Here is an 18,761-nt window from a genome sequence, read left to right as displayed (position 1 = left end):
TATGAATAGAAGTTGCATTAAAGTTCTGAAGAAAAAAGGCGAGCCAATACGCAGGTTACTGCTGGAAATGGACCTGCTGGACAATTCCGCACGAATTAGTTCAAAAGAAGATTACCTTTTGCTTCCACTCACACGAAAACCAGAAGAAGTAGAGCTAAAGGAATTACCCGGAGAGTTTGAACTTACCGAGCATGAGTTTGAGGAGCAGAAAGGCCAGCTTAAATTTGAAGAACTGCTGGACGTTATACCTCACTTTGAAATAGTCGGAGATATTGCGCTTATTGAGGATGACGTTGCTGAACCTGAGAAAGTGGCAGATGCCATAATGAAAGTGAAGAAAAACGTCAAGACCGTACTTGCAGCCCAGAGTCCTGTTGAGGGAGAGTTCAGAACCCGCAGGTTCAGGACTGTTGCAGGGGAGGAGAGGACATCAACAATTCACAAGGAATACGGTTCACGATTTTACATCGATCTTGAAAGAGCTTACTTCACACCACGCCTTGCAACCGAGCGTTCACGCATCCTTGACCAAGTTAAAGAAGGCGAAACCGTTGTAGACATGTTCGCAGGTGTTGGCCCATATAGCATTATGTTCGCTAGGAAAAGCCCTAACATTCGCGTGATTGCAATTGACAAAAACCCGTATGCTGTTGAGTTCCTGCGCCACAATGTTGAACTCAATTCAGTTCCAAACGTGGAAGCTATAGAAGGCGATGCGAACCTTGAAGCTGAAAAATATGCCGGTATTGCAGATCATGTGATTATGAACCTGCCCCATAATGCTAATGATTTCCTTGATGCTGCTGTGAAACTTTGTGCTACAAACGGTATTATTCACTATTACGATATTACTCCAGAGGACGACCTTTTTGAGAGTTCCCTGAAACTTATCGATGAAGCAGCAAAAAGAGCAGGAAGAACTACTGAACTTGTAGAGTCACGAGTCGTCCGGTCCTATGCTCCACACCAGTTCAATGTCTGCATTGAAGTGAGAGTGCTCTAGCTGATATTAGTAAAGCTTAAGCGAAATTATTAAATCATTATATAGAATTATACTGTCGTTCAGTTTTGCCTCTGTGGCTTAGCGGTATAGCGGCTGATTCGTAATCAGCAGGCCGAGGGTTCGAATCTCTCCAGGGGCTTAGGCGAATAAGGGTTCAAATCTCTCTTTTGAGTTTGTATATAAATGTGGCCTACTTGGGCCACATCCCTTTCAGCTTCGAAGTGCAAAAAATCTTTCCCCCCTAAGGTATACGGATTTTCTATTCATAATATTGATTTATTGCATGATTTAATATTGCGTGCTGATATGAAATTATGAACATGACAGAAAGTCTCGATATTAAAATTGTCAATCTGCTTAAATCAACAAATTCACAGAGTATTGATGAATTAATTCAATATTATTCAAGAGAATAGAGTGAATTTACTTTGCTCAAAACTACATCAAATCACAGCACTAATCTTATCCATTGGGTCACTGATTTTCTCCATTTCACGCTGTATGTCGGTCACAGAGACGTTCAAGTAATGCATAGTGGTTGACAGGTTCTTATGTCTCAACAGCTTCGAAACATAGACCAATGGCAGTCCTGAGTCCAATAGATGCTGTGCTCTGGACCTTCTGAAGGTGTGTGTTCCAATCGTCTTATCCGGGTTGACCTGTTGCAATATCTTGTTCACAACCTTGTAAACATGGCTTCGGTGCACTTTGCCGGATTTGTTGCTAAACATTATGTAGTCGTTTGGTCTGAGATTATTATGCTGTGAATACCTCTTGATTCGTTTCAAGGTAGCAATATCACAAGGTACTTTCTCCATATACCCGTCTTTCCCTTTTCCCTTCCATATGTCAATAGATTCACCCTCAAGGTCAAGGTCTCGGTCTCTGACATTAATAGCCTCGGTAACCCTCAGTGCTGGAACGTAGAGCAAAAGAATCCAAATCTCATACTTTTCTTCGAGATTAGGCAATGAAAGCATGCTTTCGATTTCCTCAACTCTTAGCCATTCTTTCGAGTACATAGTTATGAAAATGCAACAACTACATTAAAAAAGTTTCCTACGCCCTTTAATTCAAAAATTAAAGGCTTTCAGGTACCTGGATTTTAAAAAACACGCAAAATCAACTTTAATAATAAAATGCAACAAAATGTACCTTCTGTTGCATTACAAAATGGGTGTATAATCCTTTGAGAACAGGGCAATATCTGGATGCCTGTGTGTCTATTCAGCTTAATTGGAAGAGAAAAGGTGATATTTGACAAGGGTATTACTTTCCTTATAAATGTATATTCAAATCCTTTTTTAATAACTTGATATCTTCCTCAATTGCACTTGCAACCTTTTCATAGACTTCATTCTTCTCATGAAATGTGAAATCATCCGGTGACTTGAGGTATTTGATGAATTTATCAATAAGGGAGATTTCTTTATCATCCATTTGCACCATTTGACCTAATTCATCTGATGCAAGGTATGAAAATCTCTCTATCTCCTTAACATCAAGTTTCCAGAAATCAGGTGAAACACTGTATAATGGCATGTAGAGTTCTTCAAGCTGCTTTATCCTATATGTTGAATCAAGTAACTCTAAATGGTTATTAAAATTTAGATGATTTTGAAGTAAGTAGATTATTGCCGTTATTGTGAGTATCACAATTGTTGCAATATCTGATAAATCAGAAACAAAAGGAATTATGGAACGAGCGGAGAAAAGTATCACTAATATTAGGAGATACGTTGCAAAAGTATATACAAATCCTCTTTTTCTTCCGATATATTTATTCATATTCCAACTTCTTTTACGATTATCATTTGACATTTTCAGATACCTCTCTCCACTCCCAGTTCCGATATCATACATGATTCTACCCAATACAGAGAGAAACATTAGGAAAGGAATTGATATGTTAACGAGTACAAGGGCTGTTATGGCAAAAACAAACAACCCTTGTCCACCTACTGTATACAATACCAGCGGGTACATGCTTGCACCTAGTACAAGACAAGCAACTGCAAGGTTAATCAATAGACCCTTTGTGTAAAAGTCCATTCTCTGTTCAAAATGGTTTATTCCTTTCAATTCCAGTGCAACATAAAACAACACCAGTAAAATTAGTGACAGGCCATAGAATTCAGCTATAGCAGCAATGTATAACACATCATCGAAGAAATCTTTCTTCATCAAGACCGAGATTGCAGTGATAAGCACCACGTTCATTGTGATGTTGAGAGCTAGACTTTCATTTATGTTGTTATTTCCCACATACCTAAAAGGGTTACTTATATACTTATTTATTTCGAAGTGATTCGAATCTATTCGATAAGTTACAATCAATATGTGTAATGTTATCGATTATCCCTAGTATCAATATAGGTTCAGCTTATCAAAAAGGGAAAAAGATGAATTCTGAATTGTGTGATACCTAACTATCAGTAGGATATTCTTGTTTGAAAGTGATGAAAGCAACATCATCACCTTTTTCAGCATATCCTTCTTTCACGAGTATTGGACCTACATAAGCTGCTAAAGGTATTCTTCTCACATTATCCCTTAGCCAAGCACCTAGACTGTCATTGGGGATTACATCATTAGAATCAGGAAGTCCAATATTTACTGTTTTCCCACGGAATTTACAGAGCAAATCATAATATTGTAATGATGAAATCGAGACTTCTTCATTTCCCACTTCTATGATATTACCCTCTTTAATGGAACCCTCATACTCGAAAGGTAAGCGTTCGCCCCATTTAGGAACATGTGATTGATTTCTGAATTTATTTCTACGTTCTCGATTTTCGATGTTCTTTTGCTCATATTCATCTTCTGAATAAGCGATGACGCTGAATTTAGGATTACCAATTCTGAAATCATGTAGTTCTGAGCGTATTTTACCCAACGAGTCCGATATTTCATAAATAGGCGGTTTGCCTGCTGAAATCATTCCTTCCATTTCAGAGAAATCTATCATGTATGTTGAAGAATAGTCAGTTCCTGCTCCATTAGTGTACTTTGCAACAATTCGAATCTTTGTCTTGATTTTCTCCTCATAGTTTTCATACGTACTTGTCAGGAAAAGTTTTCTTCTTTCATCGGGTGCAAAGTATTTTAAGCCATATTTGAAAAAACCAACTTCTGATAGTTTCCTATTTACCATCAAATCAAAATCGGGTTCAATATCAAATTTAACATCATAAGCAGGTCCTAATCCAATGTTTTGCACAATCAAATCTATAAAACCTATAGTATCTTCTCTTGGTTGTATGATTATTGAAATATGGGGTTCTGTTTGTACCTTTCGCATCTTTCTTGTTTCAGAAACTAACTTCCAAGTCAATATTGCATACACAACAGTTGCAGCAGCAACTACAGCAGTGAAAAAGAGAGTCAATAGGCTGTCATGTCCATCTGTCCATGATACTAGACCCTGAAATGTTGAATTCGCTGTTATTATCATGTTAGTAAAGATTCTTTGTAGACAGATATACTTTTTTAATAATCCATATTGTTTACGGCTACCAGATTTATAAGTGAAACTTTTTAACAAATTATATATTCTTGCAAAATATATAATCCTGCATGAGTTTAACTGATTTTCTGAAGGATAAGGACGTAAAGGCAATATTTGCAGATGAATTCCAGAAGCCAAGAGGTAAAATTGCCGGTGAAATCAAAGCACCACTTCTGACAAATAAGCCCCCTATGATTGGCACTGCATTTGACTATCTTATGCGATTTCACCTGAAATACCACAATCCTGATGCAATCACAGATAGATGGGTTGCAGAAGGAGCCTGTGCCAGAATGGAAGAGCGTGAATCCGTTGAGTATTACGCAAAAGCGAAGAATGACCTTGATTTTGCAACAAATGCATATAATCAGTTCCTGAATGATGGTATACTCACCGATGATTTACTGAAATCGTCTCTGATGCTGGCACACCTCGATATGTATTACAGAGCAGGAAGGGATGTATATGATATTCCAATGCAGATTGAACCTGAAGACATCCAAGACCTCAAAAACCTAATCAGCATTGTTGATTTCGACCTATTCAAGGCTAAAAAGCATTGTTTATTGAACCCAATATTCAATGAAGGTTCTTACCTTGTAGGTGGTGCTGATGCTGATTTAGTCATTGATAACATGATGATAGACATAAAGACCACCAAGAACTTATCAGTGACAAGGGACATTTTTAACCAAATCGTGGGCTATTACCTTCTTGGAGTCATAGGCGGAATCGGGGAAGAAAAGATAGATGGCTCAACCATAGATAAAATTGGAGTCTACTTCTCCAGACACGGAATTTTGCACCTGTATGACGTTAATGAGATTATTGATTCTGAAACTCTGCCTGTTACAATATCAATACTGGAAAGCATGGCAGAAGACATGTTCCATGATGATGAATACATGTGATAAAGAACAGTGATATCAATACTAAATTCACTTTTTTGACAATGCTTCGATAAGGTCTTTGTTTTCTTCAATCACAATGGGGAGTAATTTCTCAAATTCAGCACGATTCAGCAGTCCGCCACGTGGTATAATAGGCAAACAATGACGTTCAATGAGCTTCTGATTCAACCATGCAAGCTCATCCGATGGCAAAAGATGCTCTTCACCACGGATGAATGACCTGTCTTCGATGATGTAACCTTTCCTCAACGCATCCATTAAGGGCTTCATACTTTCGTAAACTCCCTTCATGGTATTCATGAAAGTTGGACTCAGCGCACCATGACCACGAGGAAGGGTTGAAATCTTAAACTCACTTTCGTTATCTACTGGCACGTTATCACTTCCTTGCAAGGGCTTCAATTAGCTCCTTGTTTTCATTCAAAACAACCGGCAATAGTCGCTCGAATTCCTCACTGGTAGGTAATCCGCCGGTTCTATGTCCTTCCGGGACTACCGATTGTGCTCTATTTTCCTTGGTCATGAATACTGATATATCATGCATCCTTAATATCAACATCGCAACACTCACAAATGCTGCTGTTCTCGTTTTTAAGATATTATCGCAATCAATGAGCCTGTGAGTCTGTCTGTGTCGTTGCTGTGGACGCTGACTACAATGACAACACGCCATCTACACTGCATACAATGACAACACATGACCACAAAACCCGCATCCATCGACTTCATGACGTGGTTTTGAATGTTTATACTGTTGGATTTCCGGGCCTGAGATATCCCAAGGTGTCATTGTATGGAAAAGTCCCTGTTTTGCTTGTCAGGGCCGGGATTTTGGACCGTGTTGACGTGAAACGTAGAAAGCTGTCAGATGGATGAAGTGAATACTTATGCTATGAATGGTACAGCGGCATATACTGCCAACCTACTCCAAGTCTATATGTTATCATGTCTGTTCATAGTCTGTTCCTTCTCTGGTATGGTATACTCCACTGGATATTCAAATGCAGTTTGAAAAACGATTATTAAGCTAAAAGCCACTTATATAAATTACCTTTTGGAAAAAGGCTGATAACAGGTTTAATTGCGACAAAAAACCTGTTATACACAATAAATAGGTTAACAAATATGTGTGTATACAAAACTCTACATAAACCTGTCGACTCAGTGTCGATGGTACAGATTGAAAAAAGCATAACTGCAACCACTATGGCGGTGATTTGATGACGAAAAGTGAAGTATTTTTCAAAGAATTCATCATCGGATTGGGCTTCTTTAGTGGTTTTTGGATAGCAGTAGGCGTAAATCCAGAAACAGTTATTTTCGAATCACTAAGAACCGTAATGGAAACATTAAATCCTGATTCTGGATTTAGCTTCATGTTTACCTTATTCCCTCTACTGTTAACCATAGGTTCAGTAATGGGAGCTTATGCGATGGGTGGAAAAATTGGAATGATTGCAATTGGAATTGCTTTTGTTGGTGGGCTTTTGCTTATCTCAGCCCCTCTATTTAGTGTAATTCTACTAGTTATTGCCATGATGATAGGGAGTGTAGCTGTAGAGAGCAATCACGCAGGGGCATGGTTCTGAACAGAACCACCTAATTTTGCCTTAAAATGATAGGAGCTGCTACTATGCTTACTGAAATAAATCAAAATATCTCATTTAGGGATGTTACTGACCATGATTCTGTCAATGATGGGGCCTGTTCTGTAAAGGGTTGCAATGAATGGAGTACTCATTACGTAAATATCAAGCTCAATGATGTTGATGTTTTCATTGATTTATGCGATAAACATGCCAATGAGCTTGAAGAAGAATTATGGACTAAGGTAATTGAAAATCCTAATGCAGATGGATTCTGCCTTGAAAAAGGATGCGATAGCCTCATTTCAAAAATCGCCACAATTGAGATTAGTGGTGTTCCTATATCAATAACAGCATGTGACGAGCATGCAAGGAATATTGGAAATGTAATGGTAAGGGGGGAAGAAGTAATCAAAGTCCCTACATTCAAATGCATTCCACGAAAAGACCTTGACGGTGGTATGATGTTCTTATGCCCCTACTGTCACGAATGGCACAGGCATGGAATAGGAAATGGTCATCGTGTAGCACATTGCAGAAAGAACGATTCTCCATTGAAGGAGACCGGATACTTCATTGAAATGATGAGTCCTGATGAATTGATGAAAGTCAAGGAGTGTGTTGATTTCCATTTTGAAGACTAATTAGCTCAAAAGTGTACTAATGCTGAATACTTTCAACCTGCTTGGAGTATCAGCATATACGCTACCAACATACTGTCAATTATGAATGACACAACCATCCAGAGTGAAAATGAACTTTATGACCGAATCAATGAATACCGAAAGAACAAAAGAACCGGTGCACTGACCTCACTTGACGTTCAGTCCTTCATTGAAACACAATCAACTGACCTGCTTCCCGACATAGTGCTGAAGAACATCATTCTTGGAAATGCTTGCGGGTGGGGAACTTATGACATTGCCTGTGAGCATTTTGAGAACCATATGCAGGCATTCAGACACTTTCAAGTCTTTAATGTGTGAACTCAATTTGATGGGTAAAATATTGTCATAAAAACGACGTTTTCACATGATAAAAAGACTTGTATGTAATTTGTTAAACGTTTGCACATTGTTTCAAGTGACCATAACTATTAAATGGATTTATAATCAACACATGTGCATTGCATACTAAATATATTAATTTTTGATTATATATTACTTAATAAAAGGAAATCCTCAATTATCGAGGTAACAAAATGGTAGAGAAAATAACATTCACCGATAGAATGGAAAAATTAAATACAGAACTTGAGAGCATAAAAGCTAATCCACCAAGTGAACAGCAACGGAAAAAAAATAAGAGAAATAATTGGTTAATATTATTAGTCTTATTCTGTTTTCTTGCTTATGGATGCGTTGATTTGCTAACAACATCTGACGAAGAATTAGCAGAGAAAGAATCACAGGCATCAATAAAAGCAGCAGAAGAATTAGAAGATTTAAGAGAAGCTGATGAACAAGCAGCACTTGCACATGCTGCTGCAAATACGGCTGAATCTAATATACCAGGGTACGATAGTAGTTTAGCAAAGGATTACGAAATTATATTTATTGAAGATGACAACAGGATGGATGCTATTCGCAAACAGTATTGGATAGTGGTTCCTTCTGATATATCTGAAACGGAGGCAAAAGCAACTTTTATTCAACTTATTATGGATGAAACGTCCAAAAATCCTGACATTGATGCAATATGCATATTTGCATATGATAGGGAAGTTGATGTTGGTTATGCTTATACCATTGGTACAGTTGATTGGTGTCCTGACGGAGAATGGAATGTACCGAATGAAATTGCAAGGTCAAACGATAGGTCATCTTATGAATATGTATTCACCTTGACAAAAAGAGTTGTAAATTCTACTTTAACCAAACCTACGGAATTAGAATTTGAAATTTACGACTTTTACAAGATATCGTATGATGCTGCATGGGATGAAGTTGACTTGAGTGACCCATATGCAACTGTTGATGAGGATTTAGTCAAGCAGAATGTTGCTAATCACTATGGTATTACAGCTGAAGAAGCCTACGATATTTATAGGAAAGTGACAGAGTATCAGTATCAATGATACTCTCACTACTATTTTTTGCAAGTCATTCGGCAGTTTCAGAACTTTTTGGGATTCAATCTGTAACCAATGGAACAGTCAGCTCATACTTGTGTACTATCTTACCTTTCTTCGATAAGTACCAATACATTACAAAAGTGAGCAATGAATCTACTGCAATTCCTGCTGCGAACATCAATGTGATTAATTCCAATGTAGGGACGTATATACCCTTTTGGAAAAGGATGAAAAGAGTACCATAAAATGTGACATTCACAAATACTGATTGGAACAACATGTACTCTGTTTTACCTATTCCATAAAAGATTGAATCTATGATGTTGTTATATGCAAATAGGATGTAGAAAGGTAGTGATATCATCACCAAGTGGGATATCACTTCATAGTTGCTCATATTTAGCACATTTTTAATGAACGGCTCCCACAATGGTATTGTCACAAGCCATATTGCAATTATTATTGTTGTGACTCCTACATATCCTCTGAAATTCAGTTTTATGTTCTCTTCATCCTTTGAACAATCACTTTTTATCAACTCGCTCAGTTGCAGTACTGGAAGAAGCAACCATCCCCAGATAAAACTATTAGTGACCCAGAAAGTTCCCGGCTCATTGATGATGTTTACCATTCGAACTACCATATACATAAATGCCAGGTTTCGAACCAAAGTCTCAAGACCGGAATAACCTGCGATTGTTGTCCATTGTTTGACCCAAGCAAAGTTCAATTTCTTCCTTTGGAAGATATTGATATTCTTTTCTTTCTTGAGTAATATGAAAAAGACTGCAAGTAGAACAATATTTACGATAATGTTGGTTATTGCGATACCATTAACACCTAGCTGTAATGAAAAACTAAATTCTGAGATGAACAATGTATCCAATAGTACAGTAAGAATCATCTGAACCGTGAGCATGATGTAAATCAGTTTATCTCTTCCAATCAAGAGAAGTATGAGCATCAAGAATTTCCACATTGTCAGAAAGATGTATGCTATTGTTTCCAGACGTATGTATGACACTGTAGCATCTACCAATGCAGAATTTTGTGCCATCGCTACTACCATAGGTTCGGCAAATATTGATATCAATGCTGAGAGTGTGAGATATATTGAGAACACTATTACCATGCTGCCTTTCAGGCGATTAGTGAACTCTTCAGTATTTGATATTGCCTTACCAAGTATGAAGTACAGTGGTAGAATTAAGGATTCCTGCAATATTTCGTAAAGAAGATTTACCCACATAAGTTGTGAAGCAATGTTGATTCCCCAATCATTTGGAAGGTTTCCAAGGAAAAATATGCGTACCGTAGTGTATATTGTTGGTAACAATCCAGTCAAAAGCAACGCTAAAAATAAACGCAAGTCAATTCTTCTAATCGATTCTATTGTTTTATGCACGTGTCCACCCATAGATTTTGTACAGGAATTTGGTAGTATTTTTCCTTAGACCACAAAGCATGTTGGCATTTTCAACCACATGTAGTGTTAAAATATCATTAGTCTATGATTATAATATTTTTAGAACTATATTATATTTATGTATCTGTTAAAGATTACAAGCTTTTGGGCAGCCTGTAAACAAGGTGCAAATACCTTTTTCATTCAAATTTTAAGAGATAATCCGATAGCTAAAGCTGATATGTTGTGCATGATGATTATGGACTACCACATCCACACCTGTAGATGATGCATGTAGTGACAGACGCTGTGTACACTAAGAACTTGAATCTACGTTGTCTGCAACATCTACACCGTCCATCAGTGTCACAGCAGTTTGAAATTCAAAGCACTTTCTAAAGAATGGTTGAAGCCTCGATATTTTACCAGCCGTGTCAATGTAAGTCTAAAGGGCAGAAATTGACACAGAAGAAGAATTTGAGGGCATACTTGCCTTTCTATGAATATGTCGAGATATGAAATGCACATCACTTTCACGGTGCTTGGCTCAGAGGCATATATAGTCAAAAGAATCTTTATTTATGGACCCTTCAGAGCAAGTATTCGTGGATAATTACAAGCATAGAATGAGAAAAAAGACCAGAGAACAAAAGCACAAGCGTTCAAAATGTCGATGATTTTGCATACTATCATCATAGGAAGGTTCGGAAATTGTACTTAGTGTTATATCTTTACTAAGGTCAGTATACTCACCGGCGAACTAGATATGTTTTGGTTTCAATTTGATTTTGGGCTCGATGAGAGTTGATGTGTTAGACTGTTATCCCATGTTTGTTAAATTTGGCATTAGGGAATAAATTTAGTTTTGGAATTCCAGTTTTATCTTTTCATTCCATCTTTTCACGTGCCTCATGATTCATATTGAGTACATTAGTGTACAGAAGTTCATGTTCAGTCAGTGTATCAAGCTCATCATCAGTGAAACTTTGATGGAACATGTATGTAATGGGTTCAATTCTCTCATTTTCTACGATATAAGATACATCTAATGTAGCTAGGAACTGCGTCTGAAGAAATATATGAATTCTATGTGAAACAGCTAGTATTGCGTCGTCGAACGCTATTTCGTAAGCACTTGCATTATGTGAAAATAATACACGTTTTCCATATTCCGTGTCAAATATCTCAATTTTACATGGTTCTTTTGAAAAACGGTCATTTTCATAAGGATTGTCTTTACCATTCCATTTATCTATAAATTTTGTTGCATTTTTGTCCATACATAGTACTTTGACTGTCGCTTCACGCCATTTCATTTCTGTTTTTTCATTGTTTTTCATTTTTAACACCTCTTATGGTGATACATTATAAGCATCATATGCACTAATATATTTTGATGAATATATTTATATGTTTTTGTGAAGTTGTTAGGAAAATAGAGTATATAAAAAAGTGTAAAAATTACTGCAATATAGTAAATATCTCTGAAATTAACTCCTTTCGGGTCAAAATCTAGAAAACCATATCATATGACACATTCATTGTTATCATGTATTGGAAAGCAGCACGTGCAAAAAGCAGGATAAACAAAGGTAGAATAAACCTATGTCAGAGTTCTATAACTCATGTTCTCGATGTTCTTGGTCCACTTAATCCCGGACTTTTGGTCTGGTTAGACGGCATTGACATCCCAGTGCTTCCACTATTTTGCATTTCATGTAGCCTGAAGGTTCCCTATTGTTGATTTCAGGACTATTGATGTCCTCAATGAGGTTGGATTATTGACCAGTTACACCATCAGCAAAAGGACATACAGGACTTACAAAGCCAAAATAGAGGGAATTGTGAAGGACACAGGGTGCGATATCAGGAAAATTGACAGGGCACTTTTTGCTTATCAAAAAGTGATGTACTAAGAACGCAATAGTCTTTATTTTATTAATACATTCATCCTATTGAATTGTACATAGTATTAATACAAACAGCACTATACACCTACTAATGTCTCTTTTTAATGAATTTAAAGCTTATCTTCTTGACAAAATTAATAATACACAAGATAAAAACGCATTTAAGGTAACAAAAAAAGACATAGCTCAAGGAGTTTATTTAGGGTTTCGTAATGCATTTATACTTCTGATTTTAGTTTTTGCTTTTCCATATATTGTCTATTATGGTCCTTTCTATCAATTTTATATTGAACCCCAAATGGAATCATACTTGGATGACACAAGTACAACAATATGTAAGTATTCAGAGAACGAGTCTGAAATTGTTCAGCATATTATTGAATGGGAAAACAGTGATAATGTTGATTTAAAACGATTCAATCGCTATACTGCAATTTTTCGATTGAACAATCATGATTCAAAGTGGTTTGTCTATTTAGGAAGTGCAAACTGTGGTGAGCGTGCCATTATCTTTGAGGATATGGTAGAAAGATGTGGACTAACATATCGACACATGGAAATGGAAGGATTCATCAATACAAGAGATAATTCGAGTGGAGACCACGCATGGTCCGAAGTTTGGATTGATAATGGATGGAGAATTGCCGACTCCGGTTTTCATTTATGGTATCCAAAAGATAATCAGTCCCATTTTACATCTAAATCTAAGTTTTTAATTGGACATGTGAGCGTTATTGAAAACAACACTTATTTTACAGATTGTACTGCGAATTATGTCAATAATACATGTCAGTTGAATATCCAAGTAGAGGAAAACAATGAATCTGTAAATGGAGCAAATGTATTTGTCAGCATGGTCTACAACAATACTGAAGTTCCCGTGCTGGGATATAAACGAGACTTGGTGACAAATGATTCGATTCCACTCACTATTAACTTGGGTATGCATAAAGATGCCTATTACAATATTAAATCGAGTTATGATGGAATGATTTATGAGCACTATGGTGCAGAAAATATCACACTTAATAAACCATCACAATTTTTGTTGATTAATATCACTGAAAAGGAATTACGTTGGCTCTGATATAACATTAAGAAGTACAGGCAATTGCATAATATTGGATATATGGGGGGGTCTGCCACCCGTGTCACGTAGAGGATGCTCATTGACTTGACTATAAAATGGAGAAAATACTATGAATCAAAGATATTTAGAACCAAACAACCTCAGCATAGATGAGGACTGGATAGGAAACAATGCAGCATTTAAGTGTCCGGTCTGTGGTAACACTTTCATCGTAAGTGGTCTTCTACATCGCAATGGAAGACACTGTACAAACTGTGGAAAATCTACAGGTTACTGTAAAGGTGGCAAGGATTCTGGTGGGACTGCTTACATTGAATGGTGATGTTGAGAATCACCTTCACTACTTTTTATCGCTGCTTAATCTACTATAAATAAGAATTACACTAATATTTGTTGTATGGCTTATATTTGTGATAATGCTCGATGGCTTTTACGAAATATCCCCATCCACATGCATTCCCCATTTTTATGAGTCTATCCACGTTTTTAGGGTCAATATCGCTATGTGGGTTTTCATCCATGAATTCTTGTACGTCATAAGATGTTAGTGCAGCAGTCCTACGAGCTTTCCGGTATTTACGTATCATCTCGTAAAGTTCGGAATCGTTTTTTATTTTGTTATCAGGTTTTCTTATCTCATGAAGTTCGGAATCGCTTGTTGTTTTGCTATTAGATTTGCTTTCATCACTGAATATCTTCTTGAGATTCACTTTTCTGTTCGATATTAAAGCTCTATTGATGTAATCATCCATTTTAGAGAAAAATGGCTCAAATATTTCCCGTATGTATCGGTAATACTGCATGCTTCTAAAATACAAATTGATAGACATCTCATCTTTGCTTATAGGTGACTTAAACTGACACACAGTACGGTTCAGTTCAACTTCAATCATGTCCAATATACCATTTTCTAAGTCTCTCAAGTCATCATCTGTTTTAACATAAACCCGCACAACATCTATCTTTTCGTTCCTGTAGTATTGCACTTTCACATCTTCATCTTCATGAGTGTAAACGACTTCTATCGCCTTTATTAGAGCCTCACCGTGGTATAGTGAAACATCAGGTACAAAGTTGTCAACTTTCTTTTCCGGCTTCACACTGGTGACATCTTGGAGTAAATTATATTCAAAATTGTGTGTTGTTGGCTGTTCATGAAGATTATTTGAATAATTACCTAACTTTAATGATTTCATCGATTCATCATCAAGACCATAAAGCAAAGATGCCCTCTTGGTTGAATTACAGTCATTGCAGAAAACGTTGATTATGAATTCATTTTTGTCATTGGAATCAAGTATCTCATTTAGTTTCAGGGATAGATATGCCTTGGTATTATAATGCAATTCAGATTCATCAGCATGGTTGTATGATGACGATTTATGTGCAAAATGAGGGGTGTTTCCACCTTTATCGACACCTTTTCCAGGTCTAGCTTTCATAGGTTCCCCACATGTGATACATGTGAATGGACCAAGATTGTGACCTTTGTAAAGATTGTTGATGTAGTGTATTTTCCCTTGAGAATCGAATGCGTATTCAAACTTAACCATGTCAGTCACCGTATTTTTAAGTTGTTAACTACTATCATTTGACTGACATCATATACGCATAATCTAAGCAGGGTGAAACTGTTTCGTTCAAAGACTGAACTTCTTTCAATCATCGAAACTGAAGTTCTCATGCCAAATGAAACATTTTAGATGACCCCGTGAACAATGATGTGATAGTCATTCGGGTCAATAACCTTTTGAAACTTGAGTTGAGATTCGATATCAGATTTGATAGATTCGTTGCTCTCTTCGGTCACATTGACCACAAATCCGATAATTTTGTCACAGTACTGAGAATACTCTGAGATTTGACTAAGTAGTGCTCTTTTGACCTGTGACCCACCCTTATAGACCTTCATTTCAACACCAATAGAGTCATTTATCACCAAATCAATCCTATGTTTTTTGGAGTGGCTTCTTTCATATTCGATTTTGTAACCATGTCTGTCGGTCAAGACCTTCATGGCTTGTTCCAAATCCTGTTGATAGTCCTTCTCAATCTTCTTTTTACCATAACGAAGTTTAATTTCGTTTTCTAGGAACTTGATAGTATTATCAAATTCAACACCCCTTGCAATGATTTGCTGCTTACGGCGTTCTTTCTTTTTCTCTGCTCTCATCCTGCGATACTTGAAGATATAGTTGATAACAACAAGAACTGTGACAGCAACTATCAGGGTAATCAAAAAGATGTAAACAGGTGACAATGACATGAATGCTTCGTACAACGGTAACAGATATTTTGTGTAAACAAAATACACTGCAAAAATCACAGCAGCAATTGCAACTGCTACCGGGTCAATTTCTTCATCATCAGATTTTCTTTTTCTCCTCTTAGCTGCCATCCTTCAACCTCAAATTCCTTATACCTCAAAGGAAATATATGTTGATAGTATATAAATATCATAGAATTAAAACAGTTTCATAAATCAATTTACGAGGATGACAATATTGCATGAACATGGCTTACCTGAATGAGCTATTATACAGAGAGGAAGGAAAATGACAACGGAGAAACAAGAAGTATACATTAAGGCCCTTACATCAGAATATGCAACTAGGGATGAAGACCGTGAATGCTATGAGAATTTCATGCAACATCTTGGACGAACTTCCCTCAAAGGCTTGAATAACCAAGAAGCCAGCGACTTGATTCAAGAACTCCTCAAAATTGAAGTACCCCTCACAATGCTGTGTGGTAAAGTGATTATGGTTCAAAAAGACGAACTCATGAGAGGAAAAGTAATGGGTAGGCTGGATGAATGCATGCATCATTGTGAAATTGACGTGTATGATTGCGAACACTGGAACAAGAATGACACTGACGAAATATTTGAGGGTGAATGAATGTCGTTAGAGAATAGAAAAATATTACGAGAAACAATATCATTTGACAGTACAGGTCGTTTTGCATTATTATTTGATAATAGAGGATTCATTGCAACAAATGATTTTCCAGAAGGTTTAGATGGTCCGTGGATTGTTGAAATTAGAAGTATTTCATATAAGAACAAGACCACTTTCAGATATGTAATGGATGGAAATAATTGGATTCCTCATTGTTTTACATCAGACTATAAGAAAAAATATCCTAATCATCCAATCTATGAAAAGGACCATGAGGAAAATGCTTTTTATACGTACCTTGATAGCGAAGAAAGCAAATGTGTAAGTGATATATTGGCTATCAAAAGGAAATTGGATAATGTCAATTTTGATGATAGAACAGAAGAAAGAGTGATTGTATAATCATGTTCAGTGATGAAGTTTGTTGAGTCTATCGAATTCCACAAGCTTCTCGGAAACCATCTTCCAGTAGCTATCATAAAATAAGATTAAAAAATAAGGAAAAAGGACTGACTTTTAGGTGATATTACAGTCACTTTCAGGCAGCTGGCATGCCTACTTCATACTCTGTCATGGATTCCAAGTATCCGACACCCTTTGGAGTGATGTACATTCTGTACCCGACTCTATAGCTCAATTTGACCTGTACCAGTAGACCTTCATCCAGCATTTTGTTACATGGGATATGAGTCCTTCCATCATCGTCTAAACCATCTGATTTGATGGTGTCACGAATCTTTGACCTTAGTACACCTTTGTCAGCATTATTGCTGTTATTAACATCCTCTGCATTAATGCCCTCTGGACATACATCCTTGAGGATTTCTAATATCTTTCTTCTGTACATTGTTTCTACTAATTCACTTTTCTTATTCATTGAAAATCACCTTATTCATCATAATCAAGCACGAATGCCTACTTCATACTCTACCTTATGGCTTATTCTTTGAAACGGTAAAGGGGTTTTTTGTTTCCATCTGTGGTCTTCAGTACTTCAAGCTCACCTGAAACGGTGGTCAAATACTTCAAGTAACTCCCGGTCCTGTTTAAGATGGTCTTTTCAGTGACTTCGGGGTATATTTTTCTGAGTCTCATGCCAAGGTTTTCACTGGTGAATATCAAATCTTTGATATCAGCTTTTAGGTAGTCGATTACTTGAGCAAATATTTTTGTTTCATTGACAATCGTTATTTCTTCAATTTCATATTCGCCTTCGTACCCCTTAATTACAGGTAACATTGTGGTTTCTACGCCGAATTTTATTTTCATGTTAATACCTCATTGGTGTTAGAAAGTGTTACTACTTATAAATTCTCCCTCTTTCTAATACAACATGTATATATATCTATTTAAACCTATATGCCATTTTTAGAAAGTTGGGCCCGTTAACTCATTAATCACATGAACTTACTCAATTGAACAAAAAAATAGTCGAAAATCCATACTCCTTTCTTTTATCCTTATAATGGATACTGAGACAAAACACACCACATCACACATTACAAAAAAATATAAAATCCAATTCTATTTGTGTAGTGAAAACGCAGGCTTCTCACGGGTGAGAAGCTGGAGAGGAACGGGGAACACCAGAGGTGTGAGGGCGGTGGTACGTATATGGTCACAAGCAACAAAAAAGATTGCATTGGGTCAAAGTGGTCAAAAACCATCTACGCAAAGGTATTAAAGCCACTAACTGAAAACTGTTTGGCTAGGCTGGAATACATGTCCGATTGAATTTCTTACAGCAAAAAACGCAGCTGTAGACCGAAACATTGCATCAATGATAGTGTCAACAGTATACTCTGGTTCATCAAAACAAATCGCTTCGACCTGTTCTGGCGTGAATGCTTTCAAGATTTTTACAGCATGACCATGAGAGAGGCGTGGTTTTCCCATGTAATACAGCTTCATATCCTTGTCTGCTGCAAGTTCAGCATCTGAGGGATAATTGGATTCATTCTTAAATGCCAATTCCTCAGCAACCTCCTGCATTATAGCACATCTAGCTGCATACTCTGGAAGCTCTTCAATGTCTGAAATATAATCAAAAACAGCGTCTAGTGACATATCTCGCTCCCACCAAGCGAGCATGTGCCAATATTTCTTCAAATCAACGAGTTCTTGTTCAGCTCGGTGGAAGTTGTCTTGGTGGATTCCTTCATTTGTCATAATTCCAAATTAGTTCATTTCCTTTATATAGGTATCTGACAAAATCACAATCAAGCTCAGGTATACGGATTTACCAGAATGAAAATGTATTTATAAATGAAAAGATTTTATGTTTGTATTGAAATCGAGAACAATAGGGCTAATTATGACAAATGAGAAAATAAGAGTATGTCGATTAATGATACTTTTCGTGTTTCTTCAG

At 36.8% G+C, this 18,761-nt stretch carries 24 protein-coding genes and 1 tRNA gene; 12 read left to right on the top strand and 13 right to left on the bottom strand.

Going from position 1 to position 18,761, the window contains the following annotated elements:
- Nucleotide 1 precedes the first annotated feature (1 nt).
- Nucleotides 2-1,003, top strand: a complete 1,002-nt coding sequence (locus tag METTI_RS11675; protein WP_023846026.1) for a class I SAM-dependent methyltransferase — start codon at nucleotides 2-4, stop codon at nucleotides 1,001-1,003.
- A 67-nt stretch (nucleotides 1,004-1,070) separates the two neighbouring features.
- Nucleotides 1,071-1,142 (top strand) — tRNA-Thr (locus METTI_RS11670).
- 304 nt (nucleotides 1,143-1,446) lie between these two features.
- On the opposite strand, the gene METTI_RS11665 is transcribed toward METTI_RS11670, so the two are convergent.
- The 3 genes from METTI_RS11665 to METTI_RS11655 all read right to left on the bottom strand — a co-directional run bounded on the left by METTI_RS11665 (nucleotide 1,447) and on the right by METTI_RS11655 (nucleotide 4,460).
- Nucleotides 1,447-2,025, bottom strand: a complete 579-nt coding sequence (locus tag METTI_RS11665) for a tyrosine-type recombinase/integrase (RefSeq protein ID WP_023846025.1) — start codon at nucleotides 2,023-2,025, stop codon at nucleotides 1,447-1,449.
- Nucleotides 2,026-2,281: 256 nt separating this feature from the next.
- On the bottom strand, nucleotides 2,282-3,268 hold the full coding sequence (locus tag METTI_RS11660; RefSeq protein WP_023846024.1) for a hypothetical protein: 987 nt from the start codon (nucleotides 3,266-3,268) through the stop codon (nucleotides 2,282-2,284).
- Between the two features lie 160 nt (nucleotides 3,269-3,428).
- Nucleotides 3,429-4,460 (bottom strand): hypothetical protein, encoded by a 1,032-nt coding sequence (locus tag METTI_RS11655; RefSeq protein WP_023846023.1) that lies wholly within the window; start codon nucleotides 4,458-4,460, stop codon nucleotides 3,429-3,431.
- Nucleotides 4,461-4,582: 122 nt separating this feature from the next.
- Here METTI_RS11655 and METTI_RS11650 point away from each other — a divergent pair, with 122 nt between their 5' ends.
- Entirely contained in the window at nucleotides 4,583-5,425 is an 843-nt protein-coding gene (locus METTI_RS11650) for a hypothetical protein (RefSeq protein ID WP_023846022.1), read from the top strand.
- A 27-nt stretch (nucleotides 5,426-5,452) separates the two neighbouring features.
- On the opposite strand, the gene METTI_RS11645 is transcribed toward METTI_RS11650, so the two are convergent.
- The 3 genes from METTI_RS11645 to METTI_RS15860 all read right to left on the bottom strand — a co-directional run bounded on the left by METTI_RS11645 (nucleotide 5,453) and on the right by METTI_RS15860 (nucleotide 6,154).
- Nucleotides 5,453-5,800 (bottom strand): hypothetical protein, encoded by a 348-nt coding sequence (locus METTI_RS11645; protein WP_023846021.1) that lies wholly within the window; start codon nucleotides 5,798-5,800, stop codon nucleotides 5,453-5,455.
- A 4-nt stretch (nucleotides 5,801-5,804) separates the two neighbouring features.
- Nucleotides 5,805-5,948 carry a hypothetical protein gene (locus METTI_RS15865; protein ID WP_156916281.1) on the bottom strand — a complete coding sequence of 48 codons (144 nt, stop codon included), beginning with the start codon at nucleotides 5,946-5,948 and terminating at the stop codon, nucleotides 5,805-5,807.
- A 68-nt stretch (nucleotides 5,949-6,016) separates the two neighbouring features.
- Nucleotides 6,017-6,154: a hypothetical protein gene (locus METTI_RS15860; RefSeq protein ID WP_156916280.1), complete on the bottom strand. Its 138-nt coding sequence runs from the start codon at nucleotides 6,152-6,154 to the stop codon at nucleotides 6,017-6,019.
- Between the two features lie 491 nt (nucleotides 6,155-6,645).
- On the opposite strand from METTI_RS15860, the gene METTI_RS11635 reads away from it, so the two are divergent.
- From METTI_RS11635 to METTI_RS11620, 4 genes are all read left to right on the top strand, one after another.
- A complete protein-coding gene (locus tag METTI_RS11635) occupies nucleotides 6,646-7,014 on the top strand; it encodes a hypothetical protein (RefSeq protein WP_023846019.1) in 369 nt (122 codons plus the stop codon).
- Between the two features lie 44 nt (nucleotides 7,015-7,058).
- Nucleotides 7,059-7,655: a hypothetical protein gene (locus tag METTI_RS15265; RefSeq protein WP_023846018.1), complete on the top strand. Its 597-nt coding sequence runs from the start codon at nucleotides 7,059-7,061 to the stop codon at nucleotides 7,653-7,655.
- An 81-nt stretch (nucleotides 7,656-7,736) separates the two neighbouring features.
- On the top strand, nucleotides 7,737-7,997 hold the full coding sequence (locus METTI_RS11625; RefSeq protein ID WP_023846017.1) for a hypothetical protein: 261 nt from the start codon (nucleotides 7,737-7,739) through the stop codon (nucleotides 7,995-7,997).
- A gap of 215 nt (nucleotides 7,998-8,212) precedes the next feature.
- On the top strand, nucleotides 8,213-9,088 hold the full coding sequence (locus tag METTI_RS11620; RefSeq protein ID WP_023846016.1) for a hypothetical protein: 876 nt from the start codon (nucleotides 8,213-8,215) through the stop codon (nucleotides 9,086-9,088).
- A gap of 55 nt (nucleotides 9,089-9,143) precedes the next feature.
- Here the strand turns inward: METTI_RS11620 and METTI_RS11615 are convergent, their stop codons facing one another.
- Nucleotides 9,144-10,490, bottom strand: coding sequence for an MATE family Na+-driven efflux transporter (locus tag METTI_RS11615; protein ID WP_023846015.1), 1,347 nt, complete (start codon nucleotides 10,488-10,490; stop codon nucleotides 9,144-9,146).
- An 887-nt stretch (nucleotides 10,491-11,377) separates the two neighbouring features.
- Complete coding sequence (locus tag METTI_RS11610) at nucleotides 11,378-11,806, bottom strand: hypothetical protein (RefSeq protein ID WP_156916279.1); 429 nt, start codon at nucleotides 11,804-11,806, stop codon at nucleotides 11,378-11,380.
- A 465-nt stretch (nucleotides 11,807-12,271) separates the two neighbouring features.
- On the opposite strand from METTI_RS11610, the gene METTI_RS16215 reads away from it, so the two are divergent.
- The 3 genes from METTI_RS16215 to METTI_RS11600 all read left to right on the top strand — a co-directional run bounded on the left by METTI_RS16215 (nucleotide 12,272) and on the right by METTI_RS11600 (nucleotide 13,812).
- Complete coding sequence (locus tag METTI_RS16215) at nucleotides 12,272-12,406, top strand: hypothetical protein (protein ID WP_281170046.1); 135 nt, start codon at nucleotides 12,272-12,274, stop codon at nucleotides 12,404-12,406.
- 85 nt (nucleotides 12,407-12,491) lie between these two features.
- Nucleotides 12,492-13,487: a transglutaminase domain-containing protein gene (locus METTI_RS11605; RefSeq protein WP_023846013.1), complete on the top strand. Its 996-nt coding sequence runs from the start codon at nucleotides 12,492-12,494 to the stop codon at nucleotides 13,485-13,487.
- Between the two features lie 112 nt (nucleotides 13,488-13,599).
- Complete coding sequence (locus METTI_RS11600; RefSeq protein ID WP_023846012.1) at nucleotides 13,600-13,812, top strand: hypothetical protein; 213 nt, start codon at nucleotides 13,600-13,602, stop codon at nucleotides 13,810-13,812.
- 61 nt (nucleotides 13,813-13,873) lie between these two features.
- Here the strand turns inward: METTI_RS11600 and METTI_RS11595 are convergent, their stop codons facing one another.
- Nucleotides 13,874-15,043, bottom strand: coding sequence for a competence protein CoiA family protein (locus tag METTI_RS11595; protein WP_023846011.1), 1,170 nt, complete (start codon nucleotides 15,041-15,043; stop codon nucleotides 13,874-13,876).
- 146 nt (nucleotides 15,044-15,189) lie between these two features.
- A complete protein-coding gene (locus tag METTI_RS11590) occupies nucleotides 15,190-15,888 on the bottom strand; it encodes a GxxExxY protein (protein ID WP_023846010.1) in 699 nt (232 codons plus the stop codon).
- Nucleotides 15,889-16,045: 157 nt separating this feature from the next.
- Between METTI_RS11590 and METTI_RS11585 the strand changes: the two genes are divergently transcribed.
- On the top strand, nucleotides 16,046-16,390 hold the full coding sequence (locus tag METTI_RS11585) for a hypothetical protein (protein ID WP_023846009.1): 345 nt from the start codon (nucleotides 16,046-16,048) through the stop codon (nucleotides 16,388-16,390).
- The gene (locus METTI_RS11580) at nucleotides 16,391-16,792 is read left to right on the top strand and encodes a hypothetical protein (RefSeq protein WP_023846008.1); all 402 of its coding nucleotides are present in this window, start codon (nucleotides 16,391-16,393) and stop codon (nucleotides 16,790-16,792) included.
- Between the two features lie 136 nt (nucleotides 16,793-16,928).
- Here METTI_RS11580 and METTI_RS11575 read toward each other — a convergent pair whose 3' ends face one another.
- The 3 genes from METTI_RS11575 to METTI_RS11565 form a co-directional block, all read right to left on the bottom strand.
- The gene (locus METTI_RS11575) at nucleotides 16,929-17,267 is read right to left on the bottom strand and encodes a hypothetical protein (protein WP_023846007.1); all 339 of its coding nucleotides are present in this window, start codon (nucleotides 17,265-17,267) and stop codon (nucleotides 16,929-16,931) included.
- 62 nt (nucleotides 17,268-17,329) lie between these two features.
- Complete coding sequence (locus tag METTI_RS11570) at nucleotides 17,330-17,659, bottom strand: hypothetical protein (protein WP_023846006.1); 330 nt, start codon at nucleotides 17,657-17,659, stop codon at nucleotides 17,330-17,332.
- A gap of 420 nt (nucleotides 17,660-18,079) precedes the next feature.
- Complete coding sequence (locus METTI_RS11565; RefSeq protein WP_048135425.1) at nucleotides 18,080-18,559, bottom strand: hypothetical protein; 480 nt, start codon at nucleotides 18,557-18,559, stop codon at nucleotides 18,080-18,082.
- Between the last annotated feature and the right edge of the window lie 202 nt (nucleotides 18,560-18,761).

The sequence above is a fragment of the Methanolobus tindarius DSM 2278 genome (genome assembly GCF_000504205.1).
Taxonomy (GTDB): Archaea; Halobacteriota; Methanosarcinia; order Methanosarcinales; family Methanosarcinaceae; genus Methanolobus; species Methanolobus tindarius.
This window is presented reverse-complemented; position numbering and strand designations above follow the sequence as displayed.